Origin of the sequence: Streptococcus mitis (genome assembly GCF_000722705.1) — a bacterium.
GTDB lineage: Bacteria > Bacillota > Bacilli > Lactobacillales > Streptococcaceae > Streptococcus > Streptococcus mitis_P.
The window spans coordinates 91254-110368 of record NZ_JPFW01000009.1; the positions used below are offsets into that span (position 1 = coordinate 91254).

General features: G+C 41.0%; 17 protein-coding genes and 1 pseudogene. 2 read left to right on the plus strand and 16 right to left on the minus strand.

The features are described from left to right. Positions 1 to 136 precede the first annotated feature (136 nt). Positions 137 to 1702: an ABC transporter substrate-binding protein/permease gene (locus SK642_RS08210; protein ID WP_033684346.1), complete on the plus strand. Its 1566-nt coding sequence runs from the start codon at positions 137 to 139 to the stop codon at positions 1700 to 1702. Continuing rightward, on the plus strand, positions 1702 to 2442 hold the full coding sequence (locus tag SK642_RS08215) for an amino acid ABC transporter ATP-binding protein (RefSeq protein ID WP_033680755.1): 741 nt from the start codon (positions 1702 to 1704) through the stop codon (positions 2440 to 2442). Before SK642_RS08210 ends, SK642_RS08215 begins: the two co-directional genes overlap by 1 nt. A gap of 90 nt (positions 2443 to 2532) precedes the next feature. On the opposite strand, the gene SK642_RS08220 is transcribed toward SK642_RS08215, so the two are convergent. The 16 genes and pseudogenes from SK642_RS08220 to SK642_RS08295 all read right to left on the minus strand — a co-directional run bounded on the left by SK642_RS08220 (position 2533) and on the right by SK642_RS08295 (position 19064). Beyond that, on the minus strand, positions 2533 to 2748 hold the full coding sequence (locus SK642_RS08220; protein ID WP_001130036.1) for a hypothetical protein: 216 nt from the start codon (positions 2746 to 2748) through the stop codon (positions 2533 to 2535). Between the two features lie 844 nt (positions 2749 to 3592). Further along, positions 3593 to 4843, minus strand: coding sequence for a threonine ammonia-lyase IlvA (ilvA, locus tag SK642_RS08225; protein WP_000952975.1), 1251 nt, complete (start codon positions 4841 to 4843; stop codon positions 3593 to 3595). A 113-nt stretch (positions 4844 to 4956) separates the two neighbouring features. Further along, a complete protein-coding gene (gene ilvC / locus SK642_RS08230; protein ID WP_000290683.1) occupies positions 4957 to 5979 on the minus strand; it encodes a ketol-acid reductoisomerase in 1023 nt (340 codons plus the stop codon). Positions 5980 to 6045: 66 nt separating this feature from the next. Next, positions 6046 to 6522, minus strand: a complete 477-nt coding sequence (gene ilvN, locus SK642_RS08235) for an acetolactate synthase small subunit (RefSeq protein ID WP_001253805.1) — start codon at positions 6520 to 6522, stop codon at positions 6046 to 6048. Further along, positions 6515 to 8215 carry an acetolactate synthase large subunit gene (locus SK642_RS08240; protein ID WP_033684347.1) on the minus strand — a complete coding sequence of 567 codons (1701 nt, stop codon included), beginning with the start codon at positions 8213 to 8215 and terminating at the stop codon, positions 6515 to 6517. The genes ilvN and SK642_RS08240 overlap by 8 nt, the downstream gene beginning before the upstream one ends. Positions 8216 to 8413: 198 nt before the next feature. Continuing rightward, entirely contained in the window at positions 8414 to 10081 is a 1668-nt protein-coding gene (locus SK642_RS08245; protein ID WP_033684348.1) for a DAK2 domain-containing protein, read from the minus strand. Positions 10082 to 10083: 2 nt separating this feature from the next. Continuing rightward, a complete protein-coding gene (locus tag SK642_RS08250; RefSeq protein ID WP_000216437.1) occupies positions 10084 to 10449 on the minus strand; it encodes an Asp23/Gls24 family envelope stress response protein in 366 nt (121 codons plus the stop codon). 156 nt (positions 10450 to 10605) lie between these two features. Further along, the gene (gene rpmB / locus SK642_RS08255; protein ID WP_001140948.1) at positions 10606 to 10794 is read right to left on the minus strand and encodes a 50S ribosomal protein L28; all 189 of its coding nucleotides are present in this window, start codon (positions 10792 to 10794) and stop codon (positions 10606 to 10608) included. Between the two features lie 105 nt (positions 10795 to 10899). Beyond that, positions 10900 to 11574, minus strand: a complete 675-nt coding sequence (locus tag SK642_RS08260) for a LiaF transmembrane domain-containing protein (RefSeq protein WP_033684349.1) — start codon at positions 11572 to 11574, stop codon at positions 10900 to 10902. A 4-nt stretch (positions 11575 to 11578) separates the two neighbouring features. Then, entirely contained in the window at positions 11579 to 12025 is a 447-nt protein-coding gene (locus SK642_RS08265; protein ID WP_033684350.1) for a LytTR family DNA-binding domain-containing protein, read from the minus strand. A gap of 113 nt (positions 12026 to 12138) precedes the next feature. After that, the gene (locus SK642_RS08270; RefSeq protein ID WP_033684352.1) at positions 12139 to 12642 is read right to left on the minus strand and encodes a phosphatase PAP2 family protein; all 504 of its coding nucleotides are present in this window, start codon (positions 12640 to 12642) and stop codon (positions 12139 to 12141) included. 95 nt (positions 12643 to 12737) lie between these two features. Next, a complete protein-coding gene (locus tag SK642_RS08275; RefSeq protein ID WP_033684354.1) occupies positions 12738 to 14498 on the minus strand; it encodes an ABC transporter ATP-binding protein in 1761 nt (586 codons plus the stop codon). Further along, the gene (locus SK642_RS08280) at positions 14488 to 16257 is read right to left on the minus strand and encodes an ABC transporter ATP-binding protein (protein WP_033684357.1); all 1770 of its coding nucleotides are present in this window, start codon (positions 16255 to 16257) and stop codon (positions 14488 to 14490) included. The genes SK642_RS08275 and SK642_RS08280 overlap by 11 nt, the downstream gene beginning before the upstream one ends. Continuing rightward, a complete protein-coding gene (locus SK642_RS08285) occupies positions 16232 to 16702 on the minus strand; it encodes a MarR family winged helix-turn-helix transcriptional regulator (RefSeq protein WP_033684358.1) in 471 nt (156 codons plus the stop codon). Before SK642_RS08285 ends, SK642_RS08280 begins: the two co-directional genes overlap by 26 nt. A gap of 178 nt (positions 16703 to 16880) precedes the next feature. Further along, positions 16881 to 17597, minus strand: a complete 717-nt coding sequence (locus SK642_RS08290) for a YebC/PmpR family DNA-binding transcriptional regulator (protein ID WP_033684359.1) — start codon at positions 17595 to 17597, stop codon at positions 16881 to 16883. Positions 17598 to 17693: 96 nt separating this feature from the next. After that, positions 17694 to 19064, minus strand: a pseudogene (locus SK642_RS08295) (MATE family efflux transporter). Positions 19065 to 19115 lie beyond the last annotated feature (51 nt).

The following is a 19115-nucleotide window of genomic DNA, read 5'->3' on the forward strand; positions in this document are numbered from 1 at the left end:
ATTAAGCCCCCTTTTTATCTTTGCTATCATTATATCATTTTTTCTCAAGTAAGGGCTTACCTATATTGAAAAATAGAGTTTTTTTCGATAAAATAGGAGACAGTTATTTTTTAATAGATTAGAAATAGGAGAAATCATGAGAAAAATATACTTATCTATTTTCACAAGTCTCTTGCTGATGCTAGGATTTGTCAATGTTGCTCAAGCCGATGAATATTTACGCATCGGGATGGAAGCAGCATATGCCCCCTTTAACTGGACCCAGGATGATGACAGCAATGGAGCTGTCAAAATTGATGGAACCAACCAGTACGCCAATGGATACGATGTCCAGATTGCCAAGAAAATTGCTAAGGACTTAGGCAAAGAGCCTTTGGTTGTTAAAACCAAGTGGGAAGGTCTAGTCCCTGCCCTTACTTCTGGTAAGATTGATATGATTATCGCAGGTATGAGTCCTACTGCCGAACGCAAACAAGAAATCGCCTTTTCAAGCAGTTACTACACTAGCGAACCTGTCTTACTCATCAAAAAAGATTCTGCCTATGCGAATGCTAAATCTTTGGATGACTTTAATGGTGCGAAAATCACTTCCCAACAAGGGGTTTACCTTTATGACTTGATTGGTCAAATCCCAGGCGCTAAAAAAGAAACAGCCATGGGAGACTTCGCTCAAATGCGCCAAGCACTTGAGGCTGGTGTCATCGATGCCTATGTTTCTGAGCGCCCTGAAGCACTGACTGCCGAAGTTGCTAACTCTAAGTTTAAGATGGTTCAAGTAGAACCAGGTTTCAAAACTGGAGAAGAAGATACAGCTATTGCCATTGGACTTCGTAAAGATGACAATCGTATTAGCCAGATCAATGCCAGCATTGAAACCATTTCAAAAGATGAGCAAGTTGCCCTGATGGATCGTATGATCAAGGAACAACCTGCCGAAGCTACAACAACTGAAGAGACTAGCAGTAGTTTCTTTAACCAAGTCGCTAAAATTCTTTCTGAAAACTGGCAACAACTCTTGCGTGGTGCTGGTATCACTCTTTTAATCTCTATCGTCGGAACCATCATAGGTCTCATTATTGGCCTTGCTATTGGTGTTTTCCGTACTGCTCCTCTCTCTGAGAATAAAGCCATTTATGGCCTACAAAAACTAGTCGGCTGGATTCTCAATGTCTATATCGAAATTTTCCGTGGTACACCTATGATCGTTCAATCAATGGTTATCTACTATGGAACTGCTCAAGCTTTCGGTATCAACCTTGACCGCACACTGGCTGCTATCTTCATCGTTTCAATCAACACTGGTGCCTACATGACTGAAATCGTCCGTGGTGGTATCCTAGCAGTTGACAGGGGACAATTTGAAGCTGCTACTGCTCTTGGTATGACTCATAACCAAACCATGCGTAAGATTGTCTTACCTCAGGTAGTCCGTAACATCCTACCAGCAACTGGTAATGAATTTGTCATCAATATCAAAGATACATCTGTATTGAACGTTATCTCTGTTGTCGAACTTTATTTCTCAGGAAATACCGTGGCAACTCAAACCTATCAATACTTCCAGACATTTACAATCATCGCCGTGATTTACTTTGTCCTTACCTTCACCGTAACGCGTATCCTACGCTTCATCGAACGCCGAATGGATATGGATACCTATACTACAGGTGCTAACCAAATGCAAACGGAGGATTTGAAATAATGACACAAGCAATCCTTGAAATTAAACACCTCAAAAAATCCTATGGACAAAACGAAGTGCTAAAAGATATTTCTCTCACTGTCCATAAGGGAGAAGTCATCTCTATCATCGGAAGCTCTGGAAGCGGAAAATCGACCTTCCTACGCTCCATTAACCTTCTTGAAACGCCAACTGATGGACAAATCCTTTATCATGGACAAAACGTCCTCGAAAAAGGTTATGACCTCACACAATACCGTGAAAAACTAGGAATGGTGTTCCAATCCTTTAATCTCTTTGAGAATCTCAACGTTCTTGAAAACACAATCGTCGCTCAGACGACTGTCCTTAAACGCGAACGTACAGAAGCTGAAAAAATTGCCAAAGAAAACCTAGAAAAAGTCGGCATGGGAGAACGCTACTGGCAAGCGAAACCAAAACAACTCTCAGGTGGTCAAAAACAACGTGTGGCCATCGCTCGCGCCCTCTCAATGAATCCTGACGCCATTCTCTTTGATGAACCAACATCAGCTCTCGATCCAGAAATGGTTGGAGAAGTCCTTAAAATCATGCAGGAACTAGCCCAAGAGGGCTTGACTATGATTGTAGTGACTCACGAGATGGAATTCGCTCGTGATGTCTCTCACCGTGTTATCTTTATGGATAAGGGTGTTATTGCTGAAGAAGGTAAACCAGAAGACCTATTCACCAATCCTAAAGAAGACCGTACAAAAGAATTCCTTCAACGCTATCTCAAATAAAAAGAAAAGGCTGCATCAACCATGCAGTCTTTTTGCTGTCCTCAAAATGAAAAGGCAGACCCAATTCAAGAATCCGCCATTATCCAAAGATTAATCTTCAAATTTTTCATGATTTTTTTCATAGAAATCAATTAAACCTAGAGCTGTTTCAAATGAAATATTTTTTACTTTTGCACGACCCTGCGCTAGAGCAATGATAGACATTTCACGCGCATTCGTTTCTTTAGAGATACGGTAGCCTGTGATTTTCTTATCACGAACCCAGCCAACAACTGATTCTACTTTTTCAAAGTTTGACTTAGCCATGTCCTTCTCCTATTTTCTTCTTTACGATATATTATTCTATACGTTTTTATGTCTTTTGTCAATAAAAAAACATATATTCAATAAAATAAAAGATTTTTATTTTTCTTACTTCTTTTTTAAAGCCGATAATATATAGGTTTTTACTTGCTATAAACCATTAGCAACTACCTAAAAAATAATTGCATTATTAAACTTCAAATATGTAAGAATATTCATATAAACTACATACCAGCTACTCAATAGGATAGACAGGAGTCTTATTTAAGTAATTCTATACATTCCTTTAAAATGGTTAAAGCTACCAAAGATAATATTCTCCTCTGATTACCTCTTAACTATCTCTTTCCTTTCTCCTTATCCGAGATTCCTTCCTGTCATGCTTTAAAGCTTATTTTCTTTTTCAACTGGTACAATGGACTTGTCTCATCAGCTTTTACATATTCTTTTCAAACACCAACTTCATAGCCAGCACCTAGAATATGACTTCCTAATGTCACAAACTTTTCTACTACTCTCATTTTACAAGTATCAAATTGATTTTATCAATTAAGTCTCCAAATCTGCCTCATAAATACTGATTATTTTCTCTATTTGCTATTATATTTAGACAATTTTTAAATTAGTTATATATAAGATATTGTATTTTAAATAGTATCCTTATATATAGCAAGTGATTCTTTTTTATTATTATAAAATGAAACAAAAATAATAGGTACTATAATAAGTTGTAGTAGAAATAGTAGGATAGTTTTCCTAAGTTCATAGGAATCGCCCCCTTTCTTCATCCTCATTATAGCACCTATACATCGGTTGTGCAAATAATATGATATTTTTTTATTAGTCCTCAGACAAGCATATTATAGAGCGTTTCATTACCATTTAAGTTAATATAAGCTGGATCAAAACCTTCCATTCGACGAATCAATCCTGCATAATCATGCTTATCTGCTAAGGCAATCCCAATCAATACTGGTCCTGTTCCCTTGCTAGCTCGTTTGATATACTCAAAACGGGTGATATCATCATTTGGCCCTAGGATATCATTTACAAATTCACGCAAAGCTCCTGGACGCTGTGGGAAGTTGACCACAAAGTAATGCTTAATCCCATCATAAATCAAGGCACGCTCTTCCATTTCTGGCATACGGTTGATATCATTATTTCCTCCAGAAATGATACAACAAATGGTTTTCCCCTTGATATATTCAGCTAAAACCTCTAAAGAGGCGATACTAGCTGCTCCAGCAGGTTCTGCGACAATCCCTTGCTTAGAGTAGAGGTCAATCAAGGTTTCAGAAATCAATCCCTCATCGACACCTACTAAAGTCTGAACATGTTGGCGAGTTGCCTCATAGGTCAACTGTCCTACCTTTTGCACAGCAATCCCATCTGCAAATTTGTCAATTTCCTTGAGCTTAACAGGTCCACCAGCTTCAAAAGCAGCCTTCATGGAACGCGCTCCATTCGCCTCTACCCCAATAACTTCAATTTCTGGACTTGTTTCCTTGATATAGGTAGAAACCCCAGCAATGAGACCGCCACCACCAACAGGAACCAAGACCGCATCAAAATCAATCGATTCTTTTCGAGCTTCTTCTAAAATCTCATAAGCAACAGTCCCTTGACCTGCTTGGACATGTGCATCATCAAAGGGATCAATAAAGGTACGATTTTCAGAAACTGTAAATTCTTGAGCTGCCTTAGCAGAAGCATCAAAGGTATCTCCAACTAGTTTAATGGTTACGAAGTCCCCACCAAAAAAGCGAACTTGCCCAATCTTTTGCTGCGGAGTAGTAATGGGCATGAAAATAGTAGCAGGAATTTTCATCTCATTACAAGTATAGGCAACTCCCTGCGCATGATTTCCCGCAGAAGCACAGACCACCCCACGCTCACGCTCTTCCTTGCTGAGCTGAGAAATAGCATAATAGGCACCACGAATTTTAAAAGAACGAACACGTTGAGCATTTTCCTTTTTCAAATAAATCTTAGCACCATACTTCTCCGATAAATAATGATCATAATCCAGTGGGGTATTCACAACCACACCGTTCAAGACCTTGTGAGCCTTGATGATATCTTTTGAACTTAACATCTTTTTCTCCTAGACTATTCATACTATCACAATCCATCCTCTAAAAAGAGAGATGAATTGATTATAAAAGCGAGTTAGGTCCCCCAACTCGCCTTCACCTTAATTTCTATAAATTAGTTATAGATTTTGAATGCATCATCGTCGTTTTTACCAACGAATGGCATTGCTTTACGCAATTCTGCACCAACTTTTTCAATTTCAAGGTTAGCTGCTTGTTCACGGTAAGCAGTCAATTTTGGACGTCCAGCTTTATAGTCATTTACAAAGTCATTTGCAAATTTACCATTTTGGATGTCTGCCAAGACAGCTTTCATGTTTTCTTTAACTTGCTCAGTGATTACACGTGGACCTGATACATAGTCACCGTATTCAGCAGTGTTTGAAATTGATTGACGCATTTTCTTGAATCCACCTTCGTAGATCAAGTCAACGATCAATTTCATTTCGTGAAGAACTTCAAAGTATGCCAATTCTGGGGCGTAGCCTGCTTCTGTCAAAACTTCGAAACCTGCTTCGATAAGGGCAGTCAAACCACCACAAAGTACAGCTTGTTCACCAAACAAATCTTCTTCAGTTTCTTCTTTATAAGTTGTTTCAAGAAGACCTACACGTGCTGCTCCAACACCTTTACACCAGTCCATAGCAATGTTTTTAGCATTTCCTGTTGCATCTTGATATACTGCATAAAGAGCTGGAACACCAAATCCTTCTTCGTAAGTACGACGTACCAAGTGTCCTGGTCCTTTAGGAGCACACATGAAGACATCTACATCTGCAGGAACTTTGATAAATTCAAAGTGGATGTTGAAACCGTGAGCAAATCCAACTGCATTTCCAGCTTCCAAGTTTGGAGCGATTTCTGCTTCGTACAATTCTTGTTGGATTTCGTCTGGGGCCAAAATCATGATAACGTCAGCCAATTTAGTAGCTTCTGCTACTGTGTAAGTGTCAAATCCGTCTTCTTTTGCTTTGTCAAAAGATTTACCTGGACGTACACCGATAATGACATCGCGACCTGAATCACGCAAGTTTTGAGCATGCGCATGTCCTTGTGAACCATAACCGATAACGGCGATTTTTTTACCGTCAAGTGCTGCTACTTTAACATCTTTTTCGTATTCCATTTGAACTGCCATAGTTTTTTCTCTCTTTTCTATTATTTATTACCTTTTAGGCTGATTTAACAAATTTAAGTTGGATTTTTAGTCGCGGGTAAATCCAGTTGCACCCGTTCGAGCAATATTGCGAATACCGTATGGTCGAATGACTCGCAACAGGGCTTCGCTCTTTTCTGCATTTCCTGTCATCTGAATGGTAATCGTGCTTGGCGCTACATCCACCACCGTTGCACGGAAAGGTTGAATAATGGCTAGAATCTCAGCACGCTTCTCTGCTGGCGCTGACATCTTAACCAAAATCACCTCGCGCTCCAAATGAGGCTTGTCTGTAATATCTCGAATGCGAATCACATCAATCTGACGATTGAGCTGCTTGATGATTTGCTCCACTTCATCATGTGAAGCTACATCAATAATAATGGTAATACGCGATACATTCGGATCTTCTGTTGCTCCAACAGAAATGCTTTCGATATTAACCTGACGACGAGACAGAACACCAGTAAAGCGATTGAGGACTCCTGAACGATTTTGTAGTTTTGCTGTTAACATTCTACGCATGGAACTTCACCCCCAACATCTCATGATTACTCTTACCAGCTGGTACCATTGGTAACACCTGTTCCTTACGAGAAATATCTACCTCGATTAGCATAGGAACATCCTCAGTGATAACTTCAAGGTCTTGAGTCAAGGTCTCAGGATTATCAAATTTATAGTTTTTAATGCCATAAGCCTGTGCCATCAATTGAAAATCAGGAAGGGTATCAAAGACTGACTCAGATGTTCTACCTTCATAGAAGGATTCCTGCCACTGGCGAACCATTCCAAGTGAGTGGTTGTTCAGCATAACCACCTTGATTGGCACCTTGTAAATGTTCAAAATAGCCAATTCCTGGTTGGTCATTTGGAAGCCACCATCCCCAACAAACAAGACTACTTCCTTATCTGGGTTAGCAATTTTAGCACCAATTGCTGCTGGAATTCCGAATCCCATCGTTCCCAAACCACCTGAAGTCACTAACTGACGCTCATTTTGGTATGGATAATACTGAGCTGTCCACATTTGGTGTTGTCCAACGTCTGTTACCACAATGGCATCTCCGTTGGTCAATTCACCAATTCGTTCAATAACGGCTTGCGGTTGAACCACACGCTCTTTCTTGTCATAAGAACGAACACGATTCTTGTCTTTAGTGACTTTTTCAATCCACTTTTCAGTATTGTTATGAACGGTTGGTTCTGCCAGCAACATTTGCAAGGCTTTCTTAGCATCTCCAACTACAGGAATATCCGCGCTGATAATCTTGCCAATCTCAGCTGGGTCAATATCAATGTGAGCAACCTTAGCATTCTTAGCGAAGGTCTTAGGATTCCCCGTCAAGCGGTCATCGAAACGGCAACCAATACTAATCATAAAGTCAGCTTCCGTCATGGCAATATTAGCTGCGAAAGATCCGTGCATGCCTCCCATTCCAAGGAAGAGTGGGTGAGTCGTTGCAATCGTACCTTGCCCTAAAAGACTGGTTACCACTGGAATCTGATAGCGTTCTGCAAATTCATTTAATTCCGCAGCTGCTTCAGCATAACTAATTCCACCACCAGCTAACAAGACTGGTTTTTTAGCCTTGGATAATTGCTTCAAGATTTTTTTGATTTGCATATCATTTGGCTCAAGAGTCGGCTGATAGCTTGGTAGGTTCACTTCTGGTGAATAAATGAAATCTGTTTCTAAAGCAGATACGTCTTTAGGTAGGTCAATGACGACCGGCCCTGGACGACCAGTAGTTGCGATATGGACAGCTTCCGTAATGATACGAGGGATATCAGCTGTCTCACGAACTTGGTAATTGTACTTAGTGATTGGCATGGTAATTCCCACGATGTCTGCCTCCTGAAAGGCATCTTTCCCAATCCCTGCTCGCGCCACCTGACCTGTAAAGACCAAAAGGGGAACACTGTCGCTCATGGCATCCGCAATCCCTGTAATAGCATTTGTTGCTCCTGGTCCGCTAGTGACGACGGCAACACCCAACTTTCCAGTTGATTTGGCATAACCTTCAGCTTCATGCAAACAACCTTGCTCATGGCGTCCTAGAATGTGGCGAATGCCTTTAAAATTATATATCGCATCATAAAAAGGCAAGACAGCACCACCAGGATAACCAAAAATGGTATCAATTCCTAAATCACGAAGTGTTTCCAAAACTAGGTCCGACCCCGTCTTAGGAGATTCTAAACTGATTTTCTCCATTGTTCCCCTTTCTCTTCACTTAAAAATAACTTGTTACTATCATACCATTTTTTCAAGATTTTTCAAGAGAAAAGAAGAAATTTTCTGAATTTTCTATTTTAACGTTTTTTATGAATATTCTTTTTGTTTTTATTTAAAAGATATCGATTCCATTATTCAAAAAGAAAGAAGAACTGATTTCTCAGTCCTTCATTCATCTTATTCCACACTAAATAGGTATGGGTAAACAGGTTGTTGACCTTGGTGAATCTCAACTTCAACGTCTTCGAATTCTTCTGCGATTTCTTGAGCAATTTCATTAGCAAGTTCTTCGCTTCCGTCTTCACCGACATAGAAGGTTACGATTTCACTATCTTCATCCAACATATGTTTCAAGGTTTCTATCAAGGTTTGGTACATGTCAGGATTTGACACGAGAATTTTCCCATCCACCATACCAAGATTATCATTTTCATGGATTTCTAAGCCATCAATCGTTGTATCACGCACAGCTGTTGTGACGCTTCCGCTAACGACATCGCTGAGAGCAGCTGTCATACGCTCTTGGTTTTCTTCGATTGACTTACTTGGATCAAAGGCAAGAAGACTAGTCAATCCTTGAGGAAGAGTGCGAGCTTCCACCACTACTGCTGGTTGCTCCAAAACTTCTGCTGCAGATTGAGCTGCCATGAAAATATTCTTGTTGTTTGGCAGGAAGATAATGTTACGAGCGTTAACCTGTTCAACAGCCTTGATAAAGTCTTCTGTTGAAGGGTTCATAGTTTGACCGCCTTCAATAACATAATCTACGCCTTGCGAACGGAAGATATCTGCTAGACCTTTACCAGCCACCACAGCAATCAAAGCATACTCTTTTTCTTCAGCTGGCTTGCTAACTTGAGCAGCTTCTTTTTCAACCTGTGCTTCGTGTTGGTTACGCATATTATCAACTTTTACCTTGACCAAGCTACCATATTTGAGACCTTCTTGCATAACCAGTCCTGGATCTTCTGTATGGACATGGACTTTGACGATTTCATCATCGTTGACAACAAGAAGAGAATCCCCAAGTTCATTCAAGTAGTTACGGAATTCGTCGTAGTCAAAATCTTTAGCATAGGTTGGACCTTGCTTAAGAGCTACCATGATTTCAGTACAGTATCCAAATGTGATGTCCTCAGTCGCTACATGACCAGCTACAGCTTTATGATGTTCTGCATTGATCATTTCACTCATATTAGCAGGAGTGGCTACAAAGTCCTCAGATGCAATATATTCGCCAGTAAGGGCCGAAAGGAAACCTTCGTAGATGAAGACCAGTCCTTGACCACCTGAGTCCACAACGCCAACTTCCTTCAAGACTGGAAGCAAGTCTGGCGTTTTAGCAAGAGCTGTTTTAGCACCTTCTAAAGCTGCACGCATGACTTCAACAGCGTCATCTGTTTGCTCAGCTTTTTTCTTAGCACCGATAGCAGCGCCACGAGAAACCGTCAAAATCGTTCCTTCAACTGGTTTCATAACGGCCTTATAGGCAACTTCCACACCTGATTGGAAGGCAAGAGCCAAATCTTGACCTGTTAACTCGTCTTTATCCTTGATTGCTTGTGAAAATCCACGGAAAAGCTGAGACGTAATAACTCCTGAGTTCCCACGCGCACCCATCAAAAGCCCTTTGGCAAGAATGCTTGCTACCTCTCCAACTGTAGAAGCTGGCTTGTCTGCAACTTCCTTAGCACCATTTTCAATGGTCATTCCCATATTTGTACCAGTATCTCCATCTGGAACTGGGAAGACGTTTAATGAATTGACATATTCAGCTTGCTTATTCAAGCGAGTTGATGCAGCCTGCACCATTTCTTGAAATAAGCTAGTAGTAATTTTTGACACGGTTATTCTCCTACAACTTTGATATTTTGAATGTAGACATTTACAGTCTGAGCGGTAATTCCAAGTTGGTTTTCCAAACTAAAACGAACACGCTCTTGAATGTTTTTTGACACTTCGCTAATCTTTGTTCCGTAGCTCAACACGGTATATACATCAACTGCAATACTGCCATCTTCGGCCGCCTTTACGACGACACCTTTGGAATAATTTTCCTTACCTAGAAGGGCTTGGAAATTATCTTTGAGGGCATTTTTACTAGCCATACCGACCACACCAAAAATCTCAGTTGCTGCTCCACCTACGACGGTTGCAATCACTTCATCTGTTAGTTCGATTTGACCATCTTTTGTATTAATTTTTACAGTCATCCTTTTTACCTCAACTAGTTGATACTCTATTTTATCATATTTCAGCCCAAGTGTAAAAGCAGAATACTGTATCAGCGGATATTTACTCTATTTTTCAAATGATTTCACACCTACAATAAAAGAAAAAAGACCCTAGGGTCTCCTTTGCTTTTATTATTAAACGCGTTCAACTTTACCTGATTTCAAAGCACGAGCTGAAGCCCAAACTTTTTTAGGTTTACCATCGATAAGAACAGTAACTTTTTGAAGGTTTGGTTTTACGGCACGTTTTGTTTGGTTCATCGCGTGTGAACGGTTGTTTCCTGATACAGTCTTACGACCTGTAAAGTAACATACTTTAGCCATTGTATTTTCCTCCTATTAGATCTAATATAGCGGATGTGCTAGCACCACATACTGTACTATGTTATCACACTTTCTTCATTTTGGCAAGGGAATTGGAAGATTTTTTTATTTAACGTAGACAATTCCTAACTTCCCAAAAGCCACATCTCCACGGATAATCAAGGTTTTACTGGTTGGAGCTAGAGAAGTATCTGCCTTAGCTACACCACAGAAAGTTTCCACCTTCAAATCCACTCGCCAATGTTGGGGAACATAGATAACTGCATTACCAAAACCAACTTCTACTTTCAGGGTTGCAGTATCTCCTAAAATCTCTGCATTGTCATAATATATCTTAGCATTTCCAAAACCAACTTCTACTTGGTCGTCTACCAATTCTTGGTTTTGCTTGTAGAAAGTCCCAGTCCCAAAAGCGACCTCCTTATCTGTAAGAATAGTCTTTTTACCGTCATACCACCATTTTTTCCCATTCCAAGTTCTGTTAGAATGAGTAAGTGCGTTGACACCCAGTACGATTAAAATACTAGCCCAGAATAGTGACTGATTTGGAATCGGTAAAATATCATAAAAGTGGTTAGCAATCATGAGGGCTACTAGAGCTGTAAAAGAGGCTGAAGTTAAGTGGCGACGCAACAAAGCTCCAACTGATTGATATGTAAAAAATGCAATACCAATCAAGGGCCAAATTTGCCCTCCCAGAGAAGGGATTCCAAAATTTCCTTGTAATAATATCAAAGCTGCTAAAACCAGCAACACAATACCAAATGCTTGCTTTTTCATGTTCTTACCTCATGTTTCTTAGATTTTCTTTTAGGAGGGATTGGTAATGCCGTGAGACATGAACCTCCTTGTGGGTCTGATAAAAGGAAATGGTGCCCGTTCCTGAAAAGGACTTGTCCACCGAATAGACTTGCCGAATATTAGCAATAGTTGACTTGGATACCCGACTGAAATAGCGAGGAAGGATAGCTTCTAACTCATAAAGTTTAAGCCGAACCTCGTAGGCATCTTTCTGAGTATGGGCATAAATCTTGCTACCTTCTGTCTCAAAGAAGAGAATTTCCGACAAGTCCAGATAATATTCCCCCGTCCCCTTGTAAAAAATCAGCCTAGGAGACTTGGACTCTTGCAAGAGACGCTGTAAATCCGCAATCTCATCTGTCAAAGTCGCTGCCTTGATGATAATTTCAGTTTCCTCTAAATTGCTGTCAATTTCGATTCGTAACTTCATTCCATCTCCTTTCTGACTCTACTATATCAAAGGTAAAATAAGAAAACAAGAGCAAAAAAGCAAGTGGTTACTTTAGACCCGTAAGTGGTTGTAAGGCTACCCTAACTTACAGGTCAACATAGAAAGAAAATCATCCCCCACACAAGACCACAAATATAACCAACTACTACATCCTTGGGATAATGCACTCCCCCTAGGACTCTTACTAGACCGAGGATGGCTGATAAGATCAACAAGATTAAACCTACAGATAGACTAGCATGTAAGCAAGCCATGGAGATAATGCTTGCTGAAAAGACATGACGACTGGGCATAGACTGACCAGGACTATCTCTGTCAAGCAAGGGTTTAATATCCCATTCCTCATAAGGCCTAGGGGCATTGATTTTCTTACGAAGAAAGGACAAAATCACAAAACCTGACGCAGGGACAAACACATACATCAAGACCTGCTTCCCAAGTCCTTGTTGGAGATAAGTAGTTACTAACAAGGTTAAATAAACTATAGGCATAAATACTGTCATAAACCGATTGAAAGCTCTTAGCAACCTCAGAAAGATAGGCTTCTTTTCAATCTTACCAGCCATGTGGTCATACCATTCTTGATAATTTTTCATATATTTTCTCATCACTTACTCAAATTTTGCTTGCAGGGAAGCACTTGTCTTCTAGTATAGTGCAGAAAAAGAAGGCCGTCAAGCCTTCTTTGGGTTTATTCTTCTGCTTGGTCTTCTGTAAATTGACTGTTATAGAGGTCAGCGTAGAAGCCTCCTTGTGCCATCAGCTCATCATGATTGCCTTGCTCGATGATATTTCCATCTTTCATGACAAGAATCAAGTCAGCATTTCGGATAGTTGACAAGCGGTGGGCGATGACAAAGGAAGTTTTTCCCTCCATCAACCGGTCCATAGCTTTCTGGATTAACTCTTCTGTACGAGTATCAACCGAAGATGTCGCCTCATCCAGAATTAGGAGTGGCGCATCTTTCAGCAAAGCACGAGCAATGGTCAAGAGTTGTTTTTGTCCGACAGACAAGGTCACTGTGTCGTCCAAGACGGTATCGTAACCATCTGGTAGGGTCATGATAAAGTGGTGAATCCCTACAGCCTTGCTGGCTTCAATCACGCGCTCATCACTAATACCTGTTTGGTTATAGATAAGATTGTCGCGAATGGTTCCTTCAAAGAGCCAAGTATCCTGCAAGACCATTGAAAAGGCATCGTGTACTTCCGAACGTTTCATCTCCTTGGTATCCACACCATCAATGCGAATACTTCCCTTATCAATCTCATAGAACTTCATCAAAAGATTGACAATGGTTGTCTTCCCAGCTCCGGTCGGTCCGACAATGGCAACCTTTTGACCTGCATGAGCAGTCGCAGAAAAGTCATGAATAATGGTTCGCTCTGGTGTGTAACCAAAGGAAACTCGATCAAAGACTACTTGACCTTTCATGTCGCTCAGTTGTCTTTCTTTATGGGATTCATCTTCCATTTCCTCTTCAGCTAAGAATTCAAAGACACGTCCCATGGCTGCGCTAGCCTGCTGCAAACTAGTAATCCCTTGAGCAATTTGCGAAAGGGGCTGAGAAAAGATACGCACGTAAGCCATAAAGGCAACGATAATCCCGATACTAATCTGCCCATTTAAGGCCAAGGCTGCACCGACGATAATCACTAGAGCATAGCTAAAGTTCCCAATAAACATCATAATCGGCATCATGATCCCAGAAATAAACTGAGATTTCCAAATACTGTCATACAGACGATGGTTTAAGGTCGCAAATTCTTCTTTGGTGCTCTCGATAGCATTGTAACTGGTCACCACATTATGGCCAGAGTACATTTCCTCCACATAACCATTTACAGCTGCCAAATCCTGTTGCTGACTCTTAAAGAAGCCCTGCGATTTGCCCATAAAGACGGACACGAAAGCAAAACCGATAAAGGTTGAAACAACCGTCACCAAGGCTAAAATCCAGTTCATCCCAAACATGGTTACTAAGACTGCTACAACTAATAAACTAGATGAAAGAACCGTTCCCAGACTTTGATTGAGGGACTGGGCTACCGTGTCAACGTCATTGGTTACACGAGACAAGGTATCTCCTTGAGAATGTCCATCAAAATATCCTAATGGAAGGCGATTAATTTTCTCTGCAATGGCTCTTCTCAAACGCTCTGAAAAACGTTGAATAGCTGTTGTAAACAGAAAGGCCTGCAAATAATTTGATAGGAGTCCGATCACATAAATCGCGGCCAAAAAACCACCAATAGCTGCAACCGCCGCGACATCCACACTTGTTTCCAGACCACTTGCAATGATATTGGTCATGTCCTTGATGCGGGTTGGACCATATACAGTAATGATATTGGATAAGATTGTTGCTAGAAAGGCGATTAGAAGGGCAAACTGGAGGCCTGCAAGATAGGGTTTACTCTGTTTCCAGAGAGACATTTTTTTATTTTCCATGTTCCAATTCCTCCTTCGATAGTTGTGAATAGGCAATTTCTTGGTAAACTTCGTTATTAGCTAGAAGTTCCTTGTGGGTGCCTTGCCCCACGACTTTTCCTTGATCCAAGACCAAAATCAAATCTGCATCCATAATCGTTGAAATACGTTGTGCAACGATAAGTTTGGTCATAGATTTTGTTTTCTCTGCTAATTCTTGGCGTAGGACACGGTCTGTCTTGTAGTCCAAGGCTGAGAAGGAGTCATCAAAGATGAGGATTTCTGGCTTCCGAGCCAAGGCACGCGCAATTGCCAGACGCTGTCTTTGACCACCTGAGAAGTTGGTTCCTCCTTGGGCTACTTCTGACTCTAAGCCTGCTTCCTTGTCTTCGATAAAGTTCTTAGACTGGGCCAATTCTAAGGATTGCCACATAGCTTGTTCACTAAGCGGTGTTTCTTGACTGTGTCCAAAGTCTAGATTGCCCTTGACATCACCTGAAAAGAGAACAGCTTTTTGTGGAATATAACCAACCTTGTTGCGCAAATCTTCCAAGTCATAGTCTTGAACATTGACACCGTCCACCAGAATTTCTCCTGCTGATACATCGTAGAAACGTGGAATCAGATTAACCAGAGTTGATTTACCAGAACCTGTTGAACCAATAAAGGCCACTGTTTGACCAGCGTCTGCTCTAAAGCTAACATGCTCGATAACTGCCTCCGAATTTGCCGCATAGCGGAAGGTCACATCCTTAAACTCGACCTGACCTTTGAGGTTTTCATCAGCCAGCTGCACTTGAGCAGGGTTTTGGATAGAAGAATGCAAATCTAAAACTTGATTAATCCGCTTAGCAGAGACCATAGTTCGGGGAAGAACGATGAAGAGTGCTCCCATGAGAAGGAAGCCCATGACAACCTGCATGGCATAAGACATGAAAACAATCATGTCGCTAAAGAGAGGCAGACGTGCTGTCGGAGTAGCGTCGTTAATCACATAGGCCCCAATCCAGTAAATCGCCACACTCAAACCACTTGAAATCCCCATCATGATAGGGTTCAAAATCGCCATAAGACGGTTGACAAACAAATTCAAGCGTGTCAATTCATCATTTGCTGCTGCAAATTTTTCATTTTGGTATTCTTCAGCATTGTAGGCGCGAACAACACGAATACCTGTTAAACTCTCACGAGTGATACTGTTCAGTTTATCAGTCAGACTTTGAATCAAGGACTGTTTTGGAAAGGCTAGCGTCATCAAGACTGTCGTCATCAAAACATTGACAATCACTGCTACAAGAACGGCCCAGAGCCAGTATTCTGAATGGCCTAAAATCTTCCCGATAGCCCAGATAGCCATAATCGGACCACGCGTAACTACTTGCAAGCCCATGGTAATCAACATTTGAACTTGAGTAATATCATTGGTGGTACGAGTTAAAAGACTGGGAATAGAGAATTTCTTAATCTCTGTCTGCGAGTAATCTAAAACTCGGTTAAAAATATCACTTCTCAGCCTACTAGTATAAGAAGCCGCCACTCGGGATGCAAAAAATCCAACTGCAACTACGGACAAGAAGGCAAGAAAGGACATTCCCACCATCATGCTTGCTGGCTGCCACAACTCATCTAAATTAGTTCCTTGACTACCTAGCAAATCCGTAATTTTCGAGATATAGGTCGGCACTTCCAACTCTAGATAGACCGAAAAGCAAGTAAAGAGAATAGCTAGTAAAATCATCCCCCATTCTTTTCTACTAATTCGTTTGGCTAATTTCTTCATTCTCTCCTCCTATTCCCTTGATATTTTCCTGTAGTTGACCGAGAACTTTCTCAAAAATCAGTAATTCATCTTCATCAATGTCTTCCATCAACTGCTTGTCTATGCGTTCAAAAAAAGCCTTAACCTGTTGCATCTGAGAACGTGCTTTGTCCGTCAGACGAACAAATTTAGCCCGCTTATCGCTAGGACTCGCCTCCAATTCCACCAAACTATTTTGCACCATACGCTTGACCAAGTTACTAGCAACAGACTTGCTAATATTGAGTTCCTTCTCAATATCTTTAATCAAGACCAAGTCTTGGTTTTTCTCACGATTATCCAAAAAACGTACAACCTGACCTTGAGGCCCACCCATAAATTCAATACCACAACGTTTGGCTTCCTTTTGCACCATCAGGTGAATCTGATGACCAAAACGCTTGAAGACCAACATCGGTTTATCCATACTAACTCCTTTCTAACCATCACATTTAGTTCTCCTAGGAACTAATTAAGTTTTCATGAGAACTATTTTACCACTTTGAAAAGAGATGTCAAGAAAAAAGTTTCCTAGAGAACTATTTTCTTGATCAAAAAAAATCCCAAGTGATTTTCTCACTTAGGATCATGTTTTCTAAGTTAAATTAGAACCCGTCTACGTTTGTATAAATCTTTTGAACGTCTTCGTCGTCTTCAAGAACGCTGTAAAGTTTTTCAAATGTTTCAAGGTCTTCGCCTGACAATTCCACTTCTGACTGAGGAATCATTTCCAATTCTGTCACTTGGAATTCTTCAATACCAGACTCACGGAGGGCAACGATAGCCTTGTGAAGGTCTGTTGGAGCTGTGTAAACAGTGATTGTTCCTTCTTCTGCTTCCACATCGTCCACATCCACATCTGCTTCCAGCAATTGCTCAAAGACCGAATCCGCATCTTCGCCAGCAAATACGATAACACCCTTGTTGTCAAAGAGGTAAGAAACCGAACCTGAAGCACCCATATTTCCGCCATTTTTACCAAAAGCTGCACGGACATTAGCTGCTGTACGGTTGACGTTTGAAGTCAAAGTATCAACGATCAGCATAGAACCATTTGGTCCAAAACCTTCGTAACGTCCTTCTGTAAAGGTTTCGTCTGTGTTTCCTTTTGCTTTATCAATCGCTTTATCGATAACGTGTTTTGGCACTTGGGCTTGTTTGGCACGGTCGATAACGAATTTCAAAGCAGTGTTTGATTCTGGGTCTGGATCACCTTTTTTAGCTGCTACATAGATTTCTACACCAAATTTTGCATATACTTTAGAGTTAGCTCCATCTTTAGCCGTTTTCTTGGCTACGATATTGGCCCATTTACGTCCCATTAGGAATCTCCTTTTTTCACATTTTAATCTTTCTTATTATAACACAAGTTTTTTCGATTTTCACTAGAGGAAACGGATTTTATTTAGCAAATCCAGCTATGATGACAGTTTTGTTGCCAAGATGGCCTTGCCTTCTTTTATCAAGGGATGACGGAACAGTGAAAAGTACAGTTGAATGGTCATGGCAACCCAGATAAGGGGTTCACAAAGGATAACACCCTTATATCCTGCCCAAGGAATAATCAAGACCACAAAAGCGATTTTTCCGATTAGTTCAATAAAGCTAGAAACCAGAGGAAGGATCTTTTGTCCCAAGCCTTGCAAACAATTGCGATAAATCAACAAGAGACTCAAAATAGGATAAAAGGCTGAGCTGATTTGCAGATAGAGACTACCATTTTCTACCAAGTAACCATCCGTCGAACTAGCCAAGAAGGAAACCAAGGCTGGACTGGCAAAAAATAGAAAGATACAAATAAAGCCTGCCCAGGACATACTTAAACGACTGCCGATTCGAAGACCTTGAACAATGCGGTCTGGTCGCTTGGCCCCAAGATTCTGCGAAGCAAAGGTCGTCATCGAGGCAGAAATAGCAGTCATAGGAAGAAGAGCGAAGGCCATAATGCGTCGAGCGGCCGTTTGTGCACTTATAATCACTGCCCCAAAGGTATTAACAGAAGACTGTAAAATCACACTGCCGATAGATACAATGGAACTCATCAAGCCCATAGCCAAACCTTGCTCTAAGAGATCAGCGTACAAGGCCTTGTTCCATTTGAAATGTTTGAGTTGAGGGAGAAGTTCTGGCACGCTCTTACGAATATAGTAAAAGCAGAGAACCGCTGATAAACCTTGCTAAATGATGGTAGCAAGTCCTGCGGATTGAACTCCCAGATGCAGTTGCGTAATAAAATACAAATCCAGAACCACATTAACCAAAGCAGAGAAAATCAGGAAGCCAAGGGCTGCTAGACTGTCCCCAATAGACCGCAACAAGCCTGCAAAGAGATTATAGGCAAAGCTGACACCGACACAGGTCACAATCATAGAAATATATTGATAGGACTGAGGGAGGATTTCAGCAGGGGTATCTAAGTATTGCAAGAGAGGATACAAACCAAGAAAGCCCAGCAACATAATCACAACACTCAAAAGAGCACCTAAAATCCAGGTGGCTGCTACCGCTTCCTTGATTTTAGTAAAATTCCGAGCCCCATAATAGCGGGCAATAACAATCCCCATCCCATTTCCGACACCAAGCGTAAATCCTATAATCAAGTCAAAAATGGCAGTTGTTGCCCCAACCGCAGCCAAAGAATCTTGTCCAAGAAAACGCCCAACAATCAAGACATCAGCAGTGTTATAGAGCTGTTGGAAAATATTGGACAGCAAGATTGGAAAGGCAAAACTCAAAAGCGAGGGAAGAATAGGACCATGAATCAGGTCCACTGTTCGTTTTTTATTCATAAGGCTATTATATCAGCTTTCTAGAGGAGCGACAAGAAACAGCAAACTATG

Bases quoted from the DNA above. Each gene is read 5' to 3' on its own strand.
- SK642_RS08270 (WP_033684352.1), bottom strand. From the start codon at position 12,642: ATGAAAAATTATCAAGAATGGTATGACCACATGGCTGGTAAGATTGAA.
- ilvN (WP_001253805.1), bottom strand. From the start codon at position 6,522: ATGCGTAGAATGTTAACAGCAAAACTACAAAATCGTTCAGGAGTCCTC.
- SK642_RS08260 (WP_033684349.1), bottom strand. From the start codon at position 11,574: ATGAAAAAGCAAGCATTTGGTATTGTGTTGCTGGTTTTAGCAGCTTTG.
- rpmB (WP_001140948.1), bottom strand. From the start codon at position 10,794: ATGGCTAAAGTATGTTACTTTACAGGTCGTAAGACTGTATCAGGAAAC.
- SK642_RS08265 (WP_033684350.1), bottom strand. From the start codon at position 12,025: ATGAAGTTACGAATCGAAATTGACAGCAATTTAGAGGAAACTGAAATT.
- SK642_RS08250 (WP_000216437.1), bottom strand. From the start codon at position 10,449: ATGACTGTAAAAATTAATACAAAAGATGGTCAAATCGAACTAACAGAT.
- SK642_RS08290 (WP_033684359.1), bottom strand. From the start codon at position 17,597: ATGGGACGTAAATGGGCCAATATCGTAGCCAAGAAAACGGCTAAAGAT.
- SK642_RS08280 (WP_033684357.1), bottom strand. From the start codon at position 16,257: ATGAAGAAATTAGCCAAACGAATTAGTAGAAAAGAATGGGGGATGATT.
- SK642_RS08220 (WP_001130036.1), bottom strand. From the start codon at position 2,748: ATGGCTAAGTCAAACTTTGAAAAAGTAGAATCAGTTGTTGGCTGGGTT.
- ilvC (WP_000290683.1), bottom strand. From the start codon at position 5,979: ATGGCAGTTCAAATGGAATACGAAAAAGATGTTAAAGTAGCAGCACTT.
- SK642_RS08240 (WP_033684347.1), bottom strand. From the start codon at position 8,215: ATGGAGAAAATCAGTTTAGAATCTCCTAAGACGGGGTCGGACCTAGTT.
- SK642_RS08215 (WP_033680755.1), top strand. From the start codon at position 1,702: ATGACACAAGCAATCCTTGAAATTAAACACCTCAAAAAATCCTATGGA.
- SK642_RS08285 (WP_033684358.1), bottom strand. From the start codon at position 16,702: ATGGATAAACCGATGTTGGTCTTCAAGCGTTTTGGTCATCAGATTCAC.
- SK642_RS08275 (WP_033684354.1), bottom strand. From the start codon at position 14,498: ATGGAAAATAAAAAAATGTCTCTCTGGAAACAGAGTAAACCCTATCTT.
- SK642_RS08210 (WP_033684346.1), top strand. From the start codon at position 137: ATGAGAAAAATATACTTATCTATTTTCACAAGTCTCTTGCTGATGCTA.
- ilvA (WP_000952975.1), bottom strand. From the start codon at position 4,843: ATGTTAAGTTCAAAAGATATCATCAAGGCTCACAAGGTCTTGAACGGT.